Source organism: Burkholderia sp. Bp9142 (assembly GCF_003853415.1).
Classification (GTDB): Bacteria; Pseudomonadota; Gammaproteobacteria; order Burkholderiales; family Burkholderiaceae; genus Burkholderia.
The window spans coordinates 15,745-29,891 of record NZ_QTPP01000019.1; the positions used below are offsets into that span (position 1 = coordinate 15,745).

The following is a 14,147-nucleotide window of genomic DNA, read 5'->3' on the forward strand; positions in this document are numbered from 1 at the left end:
GCGGCCGGCGCTTCGACGTTCGTTCCACGCTCACCCGTTTCAGACCGCGAACCACTCATGACGAATCAGCCCAACCAGACCGAAGCCGAACAGCCCGTCGACATGATCATCTTCGGCGGCGGCGGCGACCTGGCCGCCCGCAAGCTGTTGCCCGCGCTGTACATGGCGCACCTGCACTGCAACCTGCCGCCGGAGACGCGCATCATCGCGGTCGGCCGGCGCGACTGGGGCATCGACGGCTACCGCAAGTTCATGGACGAGCAGTCGCGCCCGTTCATCGACGAGAAGGCGTTCGACGCCGGCGCGTGGGCCCGCTTCCTCGACCTGTTCAAGTACGTGCTGATCGACGTGAGCGCGCCGGAAGACTACGCGCGGCTCGCCGAAGCGGCGCGCGGCGACGCGATCCGCGTGTTCTACCTGTCGACGTCGCCGGAGCTGTTCACGACGATCTGCGACAACCTGTCGGCCGCGCACCTCGTCGATGCGCGCTCGCGCGTCGTCCTCGAAAAGCCGCTCGGCCACGATCTCGCGTCGGCGAAGGCGATCAACAATGCGGTCGGCAGGCACTTCGAGGAATCGCAGATCTACCGGATCGACCATTACCTCGGCAAGGAGACCGTGCAGAACCTGATGGTGCTGCGCTTCGGCAACCCGATCTTCGGGCCGCTGTGGCAGGCGCCGAGCATCCGCAGCGTGCAGATCACGGTGGCGGAGACGGTCGGCGTCGGCAGCCGCGCGGGCTTCTACGACCATACCGGCGCGCTGCGCGACATGGTGCAGAACCACCTGCTGCAGCTGCTGTGCATCGTCGCGATGGAGCCGCCGGTGTCGCTCGACCCGGACGCGGTGCGCGACGAGAAGCTGAAGGTGCTGCGCTCGCTGCGGCCGATGGCGCTGTCGGACGTCGCGCGCGATACAGTGCGCGGCCAGTACACGGCCGGCGCGGTCGACGGCCAGCCGGTCAAGGGCTATCTCGAGGAAGACAACGTGCCCGCGGACAGCCACGCGGAGACCTTCGTCGCGCTGCGCGCGCACCTCAACAACTGGCGCTGGGCGAACGTGCCGTTCTTCCTGCGCACCGGCAAGCGGCTGCAGCGCCGCCAGTCGGAAATCGTGATCGAGTTCGCGGACATGCCGTTCTCGATCATCCCGAGCGGCCCGCGCCACTACAGCAACCGCCTCGTGATCCAGCTCCAGCCGGAAGAGTCGATCCAGCTGCAGATGCTTGCGAAGGAGCCGGGCAGCGGGATGAAGATGGTGCCCGTGAGCCTGAACCTCGACCTGCAGCAGGCGATTCCGGAACGGCGCGCGGAAGCGTACGAGCGATTGCTGATCGACGTGATCCGCGGGCGTCTCACGCACTTCATGCGCCGCGACGAGCTCGAAGCCGCATGGTCGTGGGTCGAGCCGATCCTCGACGGCTGGAAGCAGCTCGGCGACCGCCCGCGCCTCTACACGGCCGGCACGTTCGGGCCGGCGGCATCGTCGGCGCTGCTCGCGCGCGACAACATGTCCTGGTCCGAAGAGGCGTAAGCGCGGCACGACGGCGTGCCCGCGGCGCAAGCGCCGTGCGGCACGCCGGGTCGAACCGGGGAGCAGGCGCCCCGCCCGCGTCCCGTCCCGCTTTCCGCCGTCACAGCGGCCCCATCCACGCAGCCTTGCGCCGCGCCGGCGCACCGCTGCCGCCGCCCAGCACCTCGATCATGTAATCGACGAACGACGCGATCCGCGACGAGATCGCGGTGTTCCGGTAATACACCGCGTTGATCGGCTGTTCGACGTCGAGCGTCTGCCGCGCGAGCACCTGCACGAGCCGCCCGGCGTCGCGATCCTGCGCGGTCATGAAATCGGACAGGCACACGACACCCGCGCCCTCCAGCGCGAGCTGCCGCAGCGTCTCGCCGCTCGACGACCAGATGCCGGGCTCGATGCGGTACGGCTCGCCGTCCGCGCCGAGGATCGGCCAGACGTTCAGCGATTCGGGCTGCGTGAAGCCGAGCAGCGTGTGCCTGGCGAGATCCTCGACCTTGCGCGGCTGGCCGTGCGCGTCGAGGTACGCGGGGCTCGCGAGGATGCGCATCCGGCTGTTGCCGATCCGCCGGCTGTGCAGCGTCGAATCCTTGAGCCGGCCGATGCGGATCGCGACGTCCGTGCGCCGCTCGAGCAGGTCGATGATCCCCTCGTTGCTGTTCAGCTCCAGCTCGACTTTCGGGAAGCGTTCGCGATAGCCGCGCACGAGCGGCACGATCACGTGCAGCATGAACGGCGTCGCGGCGTCGACGCGCAGCCGCCCCGACGGCATCTCGCGCCGCGCGAGCATCTGCTCCTCGGCGTTCTCGACCGACTCGATGATCGCGCGCGCATCCTGCAGGAACGCGCGCCCTTCCTCGGTCAGTTCGAGCCGGCGCGTGGTCCGGCGCAGCAGCGTGGTCTTCAGCTTCTCCTCGAGCCGCGCGAGCGTGCGGCTCGTGGCCGACACGGTGAGGTCGAGCTGCTGCGCGGCAGCGGTGATCGAACCGGAGTCGACCACGGCGGCAAAGGCCTGGAGTTCGTCGAGCGTGATCTTCATCGCTGCATTCTTGACTTGAAATCAAAACACTTTGATTTATAGACCCGTTTTTCCGCAAAAGTAAAGTCGGCACACTGCGATCCATCCTTACTGGAACCAGGATCCCATCATGCCACTCGCCCTGCTTGCGCTGACCATCAGCGCCTTTGCCATCGGCACGACCGAATTCGTGATCGTCGGGCTGATCCCGACGATCGGCGCGGATCTCGGCGTCAGCCTGCCGTCGGCCGGCCTGCTCGTCAGCCTCTACGCGCTGAGCGTCGCCATCGGCGCGCCGCTCCTCACCGCGCTCACCGGCCGCGTGCCGCGCAAGACGCTGCTCGCCGCGCTGATGGCGCTGTTCACCGTCGGCAACCTCGTGGCCTGGCAGGCGCCGAGCTACGAATCGCTGATCGTCGCGCGCGTCCTCACCGGCCTCGCGCACGGCGTGTTCTTCTCGGTCGGCTCGATCATCGCGACGACGCTCGTGCCGAAGGACAAGGCCGCCAGCGCGATCGCGACGATGTTCAGCGGCATGACCGTCGCATTCGTCGCCGGCATTCCGCTCGGCACCTTCATCGGCCAGCACTTCGGCTGGCGCGCGACGTTCCTCGTCGTCGCGCTGTTCGGCCTCGTCGCCTTCCTCGGCGCGGTGGCGTTCGTGCCGCGCGGCCTCCCGCGGACACCGCCCGCGCCGCTCGCCCGCCAGTTCCGCGTGCTCGGAGAGCCGCGCCTGCTGCTGGTCTACGCGATGACGGCGGTCGGCTACGGCGGCTCGCTGATCGCGTTCACCTACATGGCGCCGCTGCTCGAACAGATCGCCGGCTTCACGCCGTCGCAGGTCAGCCTCGTGCTCGTCGGCTACGGCGTGTCGGTCGCGTTCGGCAACGTGTGGGGCGGCAAGCTCGCCGACGCCGTCGGCCCGGTCAAGGCGCTCAAGCGGATCTTCCTGCTGCTCGCGATCGTGCTGCTCGCGCTGACCTTCACGGTGCACGTGAAGTGGCTCGCGGTGCTGACGATGCTCGCATGGGGCGCCGTCGCGTTCGGCAACGTGCCGGGCCTGCAGGTGTACGTCGTCAAGCAGGCGCGCCACTTCGCGCCGGACGCCACCGACGTCGCGGCGGGCTTCAACATCGCCGCGTTCAACCTCGGCGTCGCGGGCGGCTCGTCGCTCGGCGGCCTGATCGTCGCGAACGTCGGCCTCGGCCATACGCCGTGGATCGCCGCCGCCGTCACGCTCGGCGCGTTCGCGCTGACCGCGCTGAGCGGCCGCCTCGACCGCGGCCAGGGCCTGCCCGAACGCACGGCCGAACCCGTCGAACTCGCACATTGATCGTCACTTTCCTGCAGGAGCGCATCAGCATGAACGCATCGACCCGACGTCCGCCGTTCGCCGGCAAGACTTTCGAAGTCCGTTACGACGGCCTCACCGCCCTCAACGCGTATGACGAGGACGGCCTCCACATGCGCTACGAGATCACCGAAGGCGCGTACGCCGGCGCGAAGGGCGAAGTCGCGTACACGTGGCAGCACGTCGCCGGCGAAACCTACGCGATCGCGTGGCAGGAAGCCGATCGCGCAACCGTCGTGCACATCGACGATTTCGCCGCCGGCACGTCGCACGCGTTCTTCACCGCGGCGTCGCTCGACTTCCACCGGCTCGAAGGCAGCCTGCGCGCGCGCTGAACGGAGATACCCGACCATGTCCGCTTCACTCGACAAGCTCGCCGACGGCGGCTTCAGCATCGGCATCGAACTGCCGCTCGACAACGACTGGTCGCCGGCCGGCGACGCGAAGCGCCAGCATGACGGCCGCCGCCCCGGCGTGCCCGACCTGGAAATCCACGCGGAGCTCGCGCAACTGGCCGACACGCTCGGCTTCCGCGCGCTCTGGGTGCGCGACGTGCCGGTGTACGACCCGTCGTTCGGCGATGCCGCGCAAGTGTTCGAGACGTTCTCGTATCTCGGCTATCTCGCCGGCATCACGCGCGACATCCTGCTCGGCACGGCGGCCGTCGTGCTGCCGCTGCGCGAACCGCTGCTGACGCTGAAATCGGCCGCGACGATCCAGGAACTGAGCCGCTCACGCCTGCTGCTCGGCGTCGCGAGCGGCGACCGGCCGGTCGAATATCCGCTGTTCGGCCGCGACTTCGCATCGCGCGGCGCGAATTTCCGCGACCAGATCGCGCTGCTGCGCGACGGCGCGCGCGGGCACCTGCCGCCGGGCCTGGAAGTCCTGCCCGCCGCCCGTTCGCCGGTGCCGCTGCTCGTCGCGGGCCTCGCGCAGCAGACGCCCGCATGGATCGGCGAACACATGGACGGCTGCCTCGCCTATCCCGGCACGCCGGCCGATCACCTGCAGCGCGCCGCGAACTGGCGCGCGGTGGCCGGCAGCAAGCCGTACGTGAGCTTCATCCACCTCGACCTCGCGGAAGACCCGCACGAACCGCTGCAGCGGCACCGCTTCGGCGCACGCGCCGGGCGCATCGCGCTGACGGAAGAACTCGCGGCGATGCGCGACGCGGGCGTGCAGCACATCGGCCTGCATTTGCGCCGCAACCGCCGGCCGCTCGACGAGACGATGTCCGAGATCGCAGCAGACGTGTTGCCGGTGTTCCATGCGAACCCGCAAGCCCGCGTTGCATAGGGCCGGCGGTCGCCGTCAAACGGGCGAATCACCAGCCAATATTTGACTTCAAATCAAATATTTTTGACCGCTAAAGGCGTTTATCTCATCAGTCTCGAGCGCCAGAATGACTTCCATACCGCAATCGTTCCCCCTTCAGGAGCCATCATGAGCAACATTCCCGCATTCGGCCTCGGTACGTTCCGCCTGCAAGGCCAGGTCGTCATCGACTCGGTCCGCAATGGCCTCGAAGCCGGCTACCGCGCGATCGACACCGCGCAGATCTACGGCAACGAAGCCGAAGTCGGCGAAGCGATCGCCGCGTCGGGCGTGCGCCGCGAAGACCTGTTCCTCACGACGAAGATCTGGGTCGACAACTACGCCCCCGAAAAACTGGTCGCGAGCCTCGAGGAAAGCCTGCGCAAGCTGCGTACCGACGACGTCGACCTGACGCTGATCCACTGGCCGGCCCCGGGCAACGGCGTGTCGATCCAGGCGTTCATGACGGCACTCGCCGACGCGAAGGAGAAGGGCCTCACGCGCCGGATCGGCATCTCGAACTTCAACATCGAACTGACGCAGGAAGCGATCGCGGCCGTCGGCAAGGATGCGATCGCGACGAACCAGATCGAACTGAGCCCGTACCTGCAGAACCGCAAGCTGGCCGGGTTCCTGAACAGCGAAGGCATCCACGTGACGTCGTACATGACGCTCGCGTACGGCAAGGTGCTCGGCGACCCGGTCATCGGCGCGATCGCGCAACGTCACCACGCGACGCCGGCGCAAGTCGCGCTCGCGTGGGCGCTGCAGCTCGGCTACTCGGTGATTCCGTCGTCGACGAAGCGCGAGAACCTCGCAAGCAACCTGCTCGCGCAGACGCTGCGCCTGAGCGACGAAGACATGGCGCAGATCGCCGCGCTCGAGCGCAACGGCCGTGAAGTCGACCCGGCCGGCCTCGCGCCGAAGTGGGACTAAGCGCGCCGCCCTTCTCCCTTTGATCCGCCGCGGCCCGCCGGCCGCGGCACCGACAGGACACCACCATGACCCAGGACCCGCTTTTCCAACCGCTGCAATTCGGCGCGCTGACGCTGCCGAACCGCATCGTGATGCCGCCGATGACGCGTTCGCGCGCGAGCCAGCCCGGCGACGAAGCCAACGAACTGATGGCCGCGTATTACGCGCAGCGCGCGAGCGCGGGCCTGATCGTCAGCGAAGGCACCTACATCGCGCCGCTCGGCAAGGGCTACGCATGGACGCCCGGCATCCACACGCCGTCGCAGGTCGCCGGCTGGCGCAAGGTGACGGACGCCGTCCACGCCGCGCACGGCCGCATCTTCGCGCAGCTCTGGCACGTCGGCCGGCTGAGCCACACGAGCCTGCTCGGCGGCCGGCAACCCGTGTCGTCGTCGCCGCTCCAGGCGAAGGGCGTGAACGTGTTCATCGCCGGCGAAGACGGCAGCACGCCGGGCTTCGTGCAGGCGTCCGAGCCGCGCGCGCTGTCCGTCGACGAGATCCGCGAGATCGTCGATCAATACCGCGCCGCCGCCCGCCACGCGATCGAGGCCGGCTTCGACGGCGTCGAGCTGCACGGCGCGAACGGCTACCTCGTGAACCAGTTCATCGACTCGAACGCGAACACGCGCACCGACGCGTACGGCGGCTCGCTCGACAATCGGCTGCGCTTCCTGCGCGAAGTCGCGCAGGCGCTGATCGAAGGCACGGGCGACGCGTCGCGCGTCGGCATCCGCCTCGCGCCGCTGACCACGCTGAACGGCTGTGTCGACGCCGATCCGGAAACGACCTACCTCGCCGCCGCGACGCTGCTCGGCGAACTCGGCGTCGGATACCTGCACATCGCGGAAGCCGACTGGGACGACGCGCCGCTGATGCCGGTCGACTTCAAGCAACGGCTGCGCGCCGCATACCCCGGCGTGCTGATCTACGCCGGCGCGTACACCGCCGAGCGTGCACGCGAAGCGATCGCGGCGGGCTGGGCCGACCTCGTCGCGTTCGGCCGCCCGTTCGTCGCGAACCCCGACCTGCCCGCACGCCTGCGCACCGGCGCACCGCTCGCGACGCACGACCGCAACACGCTGTTCGGCGGCGGCGAGCACGGCCTGACCGACTATCCGACGCTCGCGCAGGCCGCGGCCTGAGCGGCGGCCTGCTCACCCCGAGACTGCCCATGAGAATCACGCTCCCTTCCCGCCTGGGTTTCGGCACCGCGCCGCTGGGCAACATGTACCGCGACATCCCGAACGACGAAGCGCTCGCCACGGTCGACGCGGCCTGGAACGCCGGTATCCGCTACTTCGATGCCGCGCCGCTGTATGGCGCCGGCCTGGCCGAGCTGCGCCTCGGCGAAGCGCTCGCGGGCCGCCCGCGCGACGCGTATTCGCTCGGCACCAAGGTCGGCCGGCTCGTCCTCGACGAGCACGAGGACGCGTCGCAACGCGATCTCGGCGAAAAGGGCGGCCTGTTCCGCCACGGCCTGCCGAACAGGATCGTCTACGACTACACGGAGGATGGCACGCTGCGTTCGATCGAGGCCAGCCTGAAGCGGCTGCGCACCGACCGGCTCGACACGGTATGGATTCACGATCCGGCCGTCGATTTTCATGGCGACGCGTGGCGCGACGTGTTCGACGTCGCGATGTCGGGCGCGGCCAAGGCGCTGACGCGGCTGCGCGACGAGCGGGTCATCCAGGGCTGGGGGCTCGGCGTGAACCGCGTCGAGCCGTGCGAACTCGCGCTCGAACGTTCGGATCCGGACGGCTTCCTGCTCGCCGGGCGCTATACGCTGCTCGATCATGCGGGCGCGCTCGAACGACTGATGCCGGAGAGCGCCGCGCGCGGGCTCGGGATCATCGTCGGCGGCCCGTACAACTCGGGGGTGCTCGCGGGCGGCACGCATTTCGAGTATCAGCCGGCGACGCAGGCGATGCTCGAGCGCGTCGCGCAGATCCGCCGGCTCTGCGAGCGGTTCGGCGTCGACGTGCGCGCGGTGGCGCTGCAGTTCGCGCTCGCGCACCCGGCCGTCGCGGCCGCGATTCCCGGCGCGAGCCGGCCCGATCGCATCGACGAGAACCTGCGTCTCGCGGCGGCGCCGATCCCGGCGGCACTGTGGGACGCGTTGAAGGCCGGGCGCCTGATCGCCGGGCATGCGCCGACGCCGGCTGGCGCGGTTTGAGGTTTGAGGTTTGAATCGGGTACGCACGGCCGCTGCAACCCGCCGCCGCGGATACCGCATCCCCGGCAATCGCGGCGACTGTCGCCGCGATTGCCATTTGCGCATTGCAACCGATGCGATTGGCGTCTAGCGTTTACGGATTCGTCGACGTATGCCCGTCACCTGACCGGAAAGGATGCCCCGCCATGCGAAGCCGCGCCCCGAAACACCCCGAGCTGCAGGCCGTCGCGGCCTGCGTTGCATTAGCCGTTTGCGCGGTATCCGCCCGCGCTGCCGACGACGCCGGCCTTGCACCGCCCCAGCCGGCCACGCCCGTGCTGTCGACGACCGCGGCGGGCATACAGGTCTACACGTGCGACTACGATGCCGGACACAAGCTCGCGTGGGTGTTCCAGCACCCGGAAGCGATGCTGTTCGACGCCGACGGCACGCTCGTGGTCCGGCACGGCGCGGGGCCGTCGTGGGAAGCGATCGACGGCAGCCGCATCACCGGCAAGAAGGTCGCGGAAGCGCCAAGTGCACGCCCCGGCAGCATTGCGCAACTGCTGCTCGCGGCGACACCGGCCGCAACGGACGCGAAGGTCACGACCGGCACGCTCGCCGGCGTGCGCTTCGTGCAGCGGCTCGACACCGCGGGCGGCACGCCGCCGGAAACCACGTGCTCGACCGAACATGCGGTCGGCCGCTTTCCGTATTTCGCGCGCTACGTGTTCCTGAAGTAGCGCGTGGCGACGGCTGCCCGAATCCAGGGCGCCGTCGCCACATCCGCTTGATCAGTTATCCTATGTTCACGCGATATCGTTCCGCCCGCGACACGCCGAACCGGCCTCAGCGAATCCGCATCGACAGCTCGACATCGCCGCCGAACGGAACCGACAGATAACCGTTTTCCGGCGCGCGCACGTAAGCGAGGTAGTCCGGGCTGTAATCGGCATTGTCGGCAACGACGAATGCGCCGGGCCGCAGCCGGCGCTCGACCAGCGCGAGCACGTCCGGATACAACGCCTTCGCGCCGTCGAGCAGCAGCAGGTCGACCGGGTCGGGCAGATCGGCGGCCAGCGTGCGCAGCGCATCGCCTTCGCGGATCTCCACGAGATCGGCGAGCCCGCCGGCCGCGAGGTTTTCACGCGCCCGCGCCACCTTCGACGCTTCGAATTCGCTCGTGATCACCCGGCCGCCGCCGTTGTCGCGCAGCGCGGCCGCGAGGTGCAGCGTCGAGATGCCGAACGACGTGCCGAACTCGACGATCGCGCGCGCACCGCAGCCGCGCGCGAGCATGTACAGCAACGTGCCCGTCTCGCGCGACACCGCGAGCGGATAGTCCTTCAGGCGTGCATAGAAATCGGCGTAGTCGGTCCTGCTGCGCATCAGCCGCGCGTGCTCGTCGTGCGACAGGTCGGCGAAGTCCAGGCTGGACGCGGGCGACGACGCATCGGCTTCGTCGAACAGGCGCGCGAGCAGCGACGCCAGCGGGTCGTGAATCAAGGTGGACATGCAAATCTCCGGTGTCAGGTTGAGTGCGTCAGTACGCCCGACTAGAATATGACGAACTATTCAGGTTTTACTATTCGCATTGGCAGACCCGTCATGACCGACCGCCGCAACGCCCCGATCGCCTCGCGCAAACAGCCTCGGCAGGCCCGCTCGACCCGTCTCGTCGACGACGTGCTGCAAGCCGCTGTTCAGGTTTTGGCGACCGAAGGCGCGCAGCGCTTCACGATGGCGCGCGTCGCCGAGCGCGCCGGCGTGAGTGTCGGCTCGCTGTACCAGTACTTCCCGAACAAGGCAGCCGTGCTGTTCCGGCTCCAGCACGACGAATGGCGGCAGACTTCCGACCTGCTGCGCGGGATGCTGGAAGATCCGCACAAGACGCCGCCCGAGCGGCTGCGCACGGCCGTCCATGCATTCATCCGCTCGGAATGCGACGAAGCGCGGATGCGCATCGCGCTCGACGACGCCGCGCCGCTCTATCGCGACGCGCCCGAGGCACGGGAGGCGAAGGCGGCCGGCCACCGGATCTTCAGCGCGTTCATGCTCGACGCGCTGCCCGACGTGCCGGACGCCACGCGCGCGCTGGCGTGCGAACTGATCACGACCACGCTCACCACGGGCGGCAAGGCGTTTTCGGAAACCGAGCGAACGGCGGCGGAAATCGACGCGTACTCGAGCGCGATGGCCGACATGTTCTGCGCGTATCTCGCGCATCTCGCGCGCGGCTGATGCAACGACGGCAACAACGGCAGCGACGGCAGCGACGCACCCGAGCGCAGCATGCGCGCGGCCCCGGTATCATCCGGCTGCAGGTTGCGCACGGCGCGTTTTCGCGCACCTGGCCAGCCGCGACGAAAGACGAAAGACATTAGTAAGATTCAATGCATCACCCGCCCCCGCCCTGCCCGCCGCCCCCGCATTCAAATAATCGCCTTAACGGATTCGAACTAGGCGTATACACGCGTTCCGCGACGACGAAGCCCCGTTGCACGCCGATATAAGCGCTGCGACATGCGCTGCATGCTCTTCCCCCAATGGGACGTGATGGGCCGTTCGCCTAACCTTCGCTACGGCAAAGCACACGTGACGGGATCGACCCACCACGCGTCATACGACGCGACACCCTCGCGCCCTTCGGCGCGCGTACGGCGACACGAATCACGCGTCGTGCGTCCCCGCGACGTTGCCGATTATTTCAACCAGATACGAGACACCCTGACGACGGTCCGCTACAGGCCGTTTCAGCATGCTGATAAAGGAGCAAGCTCATGAGTGATACCCCGGTGCAGCCGACGGTCGGCGTCGGCGCGGAAGAAACGGACCTCGGCACCAAGGGAGTCCTCGACCGGTATTTCGACATTTCGTCGCGCGGCAGCACGCAGCGTCGCGAGATCGTCGCGGGCGTGACCACCTTCCTCGCGATGGTCTATTCCGTGTTCGTCGTGCCCGGCATGTTCGGCAAGGCCGGCTTCGACACGAGCGCGGTATTCGTCGCGGTCTGCCTCACCACCGCCTTCGGCTCGCTGCTGATGGGCCTGTGGGCGAAACTGCCGATCGCGATCGGCTGCGCGATCTCGCTGACCGCGTTCACCGCGTTCGGCCTCGTGCTCGGCAAGGGCCTGCATCCGACCGTCGCGCTCGGCGCCGTGTTCCTGATGGGTCTCGTGTTCACGGGCATCTCGGTCACCGGCGTGCGTTCGTGGATCCTGCGAAACCTGCCCGCCGGCGTCGCGCACGGCACCGGGATCGGCATCGGCCTGTTCCTGCTGCTGATCGCATCGAACGACGTCGGGCTCGTGATCAAGAACCCGGGCGCCGGCCTGCCGGTGTCGCTCGGCCAGATCACCGCGTTCCCGGTCATCATGTCGGTCGTCGGCCTCGCCGCGATCTTCGGGCTCGAGAAGCGGCGCGTGCCGGGCGGCATCCTGCTCGTCGTGGTCGCGATCTCGCTGATCGGCCTCGTGTTCGATCCGGCCGTGAAATACCGCGGCATCTTCGCGCTGCCGTCGCTGAGCGCGCCGGGCCACGCCTCGCTGATCGGCGCGATGGACCTCAAGGGCGCGCTGTCGATGGCCGTGCTGCCGAGCGTGCTGGCGCTCGTGATGACTGCCGTGTTCGACGCGACCGGCACGATCCGCGCGGTCGCGGGCCAGGCGGGCCAGCTCGACGAGAACGGCCGCATCATCAACGGCGGCCGTGCGCTGACCGCCGATTCGATCAGCTCGATCTTCTCCGGCTTCCTCGGCGGCGCGCCGGCGGCGGCCTACATCGAGTCGAGCGTCGGCGTGGCCGCCGGCGCGAAGACGGGCCTCGCGGCCGCGGTGGTCGGCCTGCTGTTCCTGGTCGTGATGTTCTTCTCGCCGCTCGCGGGCCTCGTGCCGTCTTACGCAACCGCCCCCGCGCTGATGTACGTCGGCCTGCTGATGCTCGGCAGCGTGAGCAAGCTGCACATGGACGACATGGTCGATGCGATGTCGGGCCTCGTGTGCGCGGTGTTCATCGTGCTGACCGCGAACATCGTGACCGGCATCATGCTCGGCTTCTCGACGCTCGTGATCGGCCGCGTCGCCAGCGGCGAGTTCCGCAAGCTCAACGTCGGCACCGTGCTCATCGCGGCCGTGCTCGTCACGTTCTATCTCGGCGGCTGGGCGATCTGACCGCGGATCCTGCGCGACGTCGCCCGCGAAAAGGGCGGCGCGCATCGGGACGGCAACGTCTCCTCCACCATCGTCGTTGATGGTCTCCAGGCCTGGAAACGCATGTTTCCAGGCTTTTTTTGCGGCGCGGCGGCGCACGGGGAGCGACAGGCTCCGCCCGGCCGTGCGCGGGCCTGCGGCGCGGGCACGCAGGCGGCGCACGCATGGCGCGCCGATGCTACGATCTCGCTTTCCCCGCGGGAGCCGCCATGAACGCACTCGGCATCGTCTCCGAATCATTCAGCAGGACCTCGGTGCGCAAGCCGCCGTTCATTCCGTCGTTCGGCTTCCACGAAGTGCACGAATCGAAGCCGATCGATGCCGCCCCGGCGCGCATCATCGACGCGGTCGCCACGATCGACATGCGCACGGATCCGATCGTCGATGCGCTGCTCACGGTACGCGAATTGCCGGCGAGCGTCGCCGATACGCTGCGCAACGGCGCCGCCCGGCGCGAGCGCGCGCGCTTCGGCCTCCACACGTTCACGCTGCTGCATCGCGACGACACGTCGCTGTCGCTCGGCCTCGTCGGCCGCTTCTGGCGCCCGGACCTCGGCGTGCGCACGGTGGCCGACGCAGCAGCCTTCATCCGGCACGACGACGCGCGCGACGCGAAGCTCGTGCTCCGCTTCGAGGTCATCGGGCGGCCGTCCGGCCTGCAGCTGCTGCGCACCGAAACCTTCGTGCATTGCCCGACGGCCCGCACGCGGCTGCTGTTCACGCCGTACTGGCTCGCGATCCGGCTCGCGAGCGGATGGATCCGGCGCCGCACGCTTGCAGCGGTCGAGACGGCGCTGGCTTAGCGGGCCCAGGGCCCGCGCCGGTCGTGCGCGTCAGAACGGCTTGATCACGACCAGCCCGACGACGATCGCCGTCGCGACCACGACCGCGCCCGCCGCCTGCCCGAGCCACGATGCCGGCACGACGACGAGAGCGTCGCGCTCCATGCGCCGCAGCGTGCCGGCCAGGATGCCGTGCAGCGCCGACAGCGCGACGACGACCGCGAGCTTCACCGACAGCCACGCGGCGCCGAACCAGTGTCCGCTCAGCGCGATCGCGATCCCCGTGATCCAGACCAGCACGAGCGCGGGCACCGTCACCGTGCGATCCCAGCGCCGCACCGCGCGATGCACGGCCAGGTTCGCGATACGGACGCCGACGGACCGCATCAGCAGCCCGCCGACGAACGTGACGATGGCGGCGACATGCACGGCCTTCAGCAACAGGTAGGTCATTGCGCGTGCCTCCTGCGCGCGATCCAGCCGGCGCTCGCCAGCCCGGCGAACGGCACGACGGCCGACAGCACGAGTCGCGCGACTTCGCCCTTGCTCCACAGTCCGCTCGACGCGGTGCCGACGACGGCCCACACGTACATCGCGAACGCGATGCCGTGAACCGGGCCCATGATCGATACCGCGACCGGATACCCGGCCAGATGCTTGAGCGGCACGGCGACGCACACCAGCACGACGAGCGTGGTCGCCTCGAGCAGCGACAGGTATTGCAGGTTCCGCAACGCGTTGCGATCGTCTTGTTCCATCGGCAGGGCTCCAGGTTGGTCCGCGGCGATTATCGCGTGTGGTGCAGACCTGAACC

The 14,147-nt window shown here is 68.8% G+C and carries 15 protein-coding genes; 11 read left to right on the forward strand and 4 right to left on the reverse strand.

Annotated features, from left to right (window positions below):
* Window positions 1-57 precede the first annotated feature (57 nt).
* Complete coding sequence (zwf, locus tag DIE22_RS20925; protein ID WP_124497212.1) at window positions 58-1,533, forward strand: glucose-6-phosphate dehydrogenase; 1,476 nt, start codon at window positions 58-60, stop codon at window positions 1,531-1,533.
* A gap of 100 nt (window positions 1,534-1,633) precedes the next feature.
* On the opposite strand, the gene DIE22_RS20930 is transcribed toward zwf, so the two are convergent.
* Window positions 1,634-2,569 carry a LysR family transcriptional regulator gene (locus tag DIE22_RS20930; RefSeq protein ID WP_124497213.1) on the reverse strand — a complete coding sequence of 312 codons (936 nt, stop codon included), beginning with the start codon at window positions 2,567-2,569 and terminating at the stop codon, window positions 1,634-1,636.
* Between the two features lie 109 nt (window positions 2,570-2,678).
* On the opposite strand from DIE22_RS20930, the gene DIE22_RS20935 reads away from it, so the two are divergent.
* The 7 genes from DIE22_RS20935 (at window position 2,679) to DIE22_RS20965 (ending at window position 9,086) form a co-directional block, all read left to right on the forward strand.
* Window positions 2,679-3,881, forward strand: coding sequence for an MFS transporter (locus DIE22_RS20935; RefSeq protein ID WP_124497214.1), 1,203 nt, complete (start codon window positions 2,679-2,681; stop codon window positions 3,879-3,881).
* Window positions 3,882-3,910: 29 nt separating this feature from the next.
* A complete protein-coding gene (locus tag DIE22_RS20940) occupies window positions 3,911-4,234 on the forward strand; it encodes a MoaF-related domain-containing protein (protein ID WP_124606013.1) in 324 nt (107 codons plus the stop codon).
* A 16-nt stretch (window positions 4,235-4,250) separates the two neighbouring features.
* A complete protein-coding gene (locus DIE22_RS20945) occupies window positions 4,251-5,195 on the forward strand; it encodes a TIGR03571 family LLM class oxidoreductase (RefSeq protein ID WP_124606014.1) in 945 nt (314 codons plus the stop codon).
* Window positions 5,196-5,342: 147 nt separating this feature from the next.
* Window positions 5,343-6,149, forward strand: coding sequence for a 2,5-didehydrogluconate reductase DkgB (dkgB, locus tag DIE22_RS20950; RefSeq protein ID WP_124606015.1), 807 nt, complete (start codon window positions 5,343-5,345; stop codon window positions 6,147-6,149).
* 65 nt (window positions 6,150-6,214) lie between these two features.
* Entirely contained in the window at window positions 6,215-7,330 is a 1,116-nt protein-coding gene (locus DIE22_RS20955; RefSeq protein WP_124606016.1) for an alkene reductase, read from the forward strand.
* 29 nt (window positions 7,331-7,359) lie between these two features.
* Complete coding sequence (locus DIE22_RS20960; RefSeq protein WP_124606017.1) at window positions 7,360-8,364, forward strand: aldo/keto reductase; 1,005 nt, start codon at window positions 7,360-7,362, stop codon at window positions 8,362-8,364.
* A gap of 185 nt (window positions 8,365-8,549) precedes the next feature.
* Entirely contained in the window at window positions 8,550-9,086 is a 537-nt protein-coding gene (locus tag DIE22_RS20965; RefSeq protein ID WP_124606018.1) for a DUF3455 domain-containing protein, read from the forward strand.
* Window positions 9,087-9,192: 106 nt separating this feature from the next.
* Here DIE22_RS20965 and DIE22_RS20970 read toward each other — a convergent pair whose 3' ends face one another.
* Window positions 9,193-9,858, reverse strand: a complete 666-nt coding sequence (locus DIE22_RS20970; protein ID WP_124606019.1) for an O-methyltransferase — start codon at window positions 9,856-9,858, stop codon at window positions 9,193-9,195.
* Between the two features lie 93 nt (window positions 9,859-9,951).
* Here DIE22_RS20970 and DIE22_RS20975 point away from each other — a divergent pair, with 93 nt between their 5' ends.
* The 3 genes from DIE22_RS20975 (at window position 9,952) to DIE22_RS20985 (ending at window position 13,354) form a co-directional block, all read left to right on the forward strand.
* Complete coding sequence (locus DIE22_RS20975) at window positions 9,952-10,584, forward strand: TetR family transcriptional regulator (RefSeq protein WP_260426735.1); 633 nt, start codon at window positions 9,952-9,954, stop codon at window positions 10,582-10,584.
* Window positions 10,585-11,123: 539 nt separating this feature from the next.
* Window positions 11,124-12,512 carry an NCS2 family permease gene (locus DIE22_RS20980; protein ID WP_124606021.1) on the forward strand — a complete coding sequence of 463 codons (1,389 nt, stop codon included), beginning with the start codon at window positions 11,124-11,126 and terminating at the stop codon, window positions 12,510-12,512.
* Between the two features lie 248 nt (window positions 12,513-12,760).
* Window positions 12,761-13,354, forward strand: coding sequence for a hypothetical protein (locus DIE22_RS20985; RefSeq protein WP_124497224.1), 594 nt, complete (start codon window positions 12,761-12,763; stop codon window positions 13,352-13,354).
* A gap of 30 nt (window positions 13,355-13,384) precedes the next feature.
* Here DIE22_RS20985 and DIE22_RS20990 read toward each other — a convergent pair whose 3' ends face one another.
* The gene (locus DIE22_RS20990; RefSeq protein ID WP_124606022.1) at window positions 13,385-13,786 is read right to left on the reverse strand and encodes a CopD family protein; all 402 of its coding nucleotides are present in this window, start codon (window positions 13,784-13,786) and stop codon (window positions 13,385-13,387) included.
* Window positions 13,783-14,091: a DUF3817 domain-containing protein gene (locus DIE22_RS20995; protein WP_124606023.1), complete on the reverse strand. Its 309-nt coding sequence runs from the start codon at window positions 14,089-14,091 to the stop codon at window positions 13,783-13,785. The genes DIE22_RS20990 and DIE22_RS20995 overlap by 4 nt, the downstream gene beginning before the upstream one ends.
* Window positions 14,092-14,147: the final 56 nt, after the last annotated feature.

Coding starts and splice junctions, on each gene's coding strand:
- zwf (WP_124497212.1), top strand. CDS start 58: ATGACGAATCAGCCCAACCAGACCGAAGCCGAACAGCCCGTCGACATG.
- DIE22_RS20930 (WP_124497213.1), bottom strand. CDS start 2,569: ATGAAGATCACGCTCGACGAACTCCAGGCCTTTGCCGCCGTGGTCGAC.
- DIE22_RS20935 (WP_124497214.1), top strand. CDS start 2,679: ATGCCACTCGCCCTGCTTGCGCTGACCATCAGCGCCTTTGCCATCGGC.
- DIE22_RS20940 (WP_124606013.1), top strand. CDS start 3,911: ATGAACGCATCGACCCGACGTCCGCCGTTCGCCGGCAAGACTTTCGAA.
- DIE22_RS20945 (WP_124606014.1), top strand. CDS start 4,251: ATGTCCGCTTCACTCGACAAGCTCGCCGACGGCGGCTTCAGCATCGGC.
- dkgB (WP_124606015.1), top strand. CDS start 5,343: ATGAGCAACATTCCCGCATTCGGCCTCGGTACGTTCCGCCTGCAAGGC.
- DIE22_RS20955 (WP_124606016.1), top strand. CDS start 6,215: ATGACCCAGGACCCGCTTTTCCAACCGCTGCAATTCGGCGCGCTGACG.
- DIE22_RS20960 (WP_124606017.1), top strand. CDS start 7,360: ATGAGAATCACGCTCCCTTCCCGCCTGGGTTTCGGCACCGCGCCGCTG.
- DIE22_RS20965 (WP_124606018.1), top strand. CDS start 8,550: ATGCGAAGCCGCGCCCCGAAACACCCCGAGCTGCAGGCCGTCGCGGCC.
- DIE22_RS20970 (WP_124606019.1), bottom strand. CDS start 9,858: ATGTCCACCTTGATTCACGACCCGCTGGCGTCGCTGCTCGCGCGCCTG.
- DIE22_RS20975 (WP_260426735.1), top strand. CDS start 9,952: ATGACCGACCGCCGCAACGCCCCGATCGCCTCGCGCAAACAGCCTCGG.
- DIE22_RS20980 (WP_124606021.1), top strand. CDS start 11,124: ATGAGTGATACCCCGGTGCAGCCGACGGTCGGCGTCGGCGCGGAAGAA.
- DIE22_RS20985 (WP_124497224.1), top strand. CDS start 12,761: ATGAACGCACTCGGCATCGTCTCCGAATCATTCAGCAGGACCTCGGTG.
- DIE22_RS20990 (WP_124606022.1), bottom strand. CDS start 13,786: ATGACCTACCTGTTGCTGAAGGCCGTGCATGTCGCCGCCATCGTCACG.
- DIE22_RS20995 (WP_124606023.1), bottom strand. CDS start 14,091: ATGGAACAAGACGATCGCAACGCGTTGCGGAACCTGCAATACCTGTCG.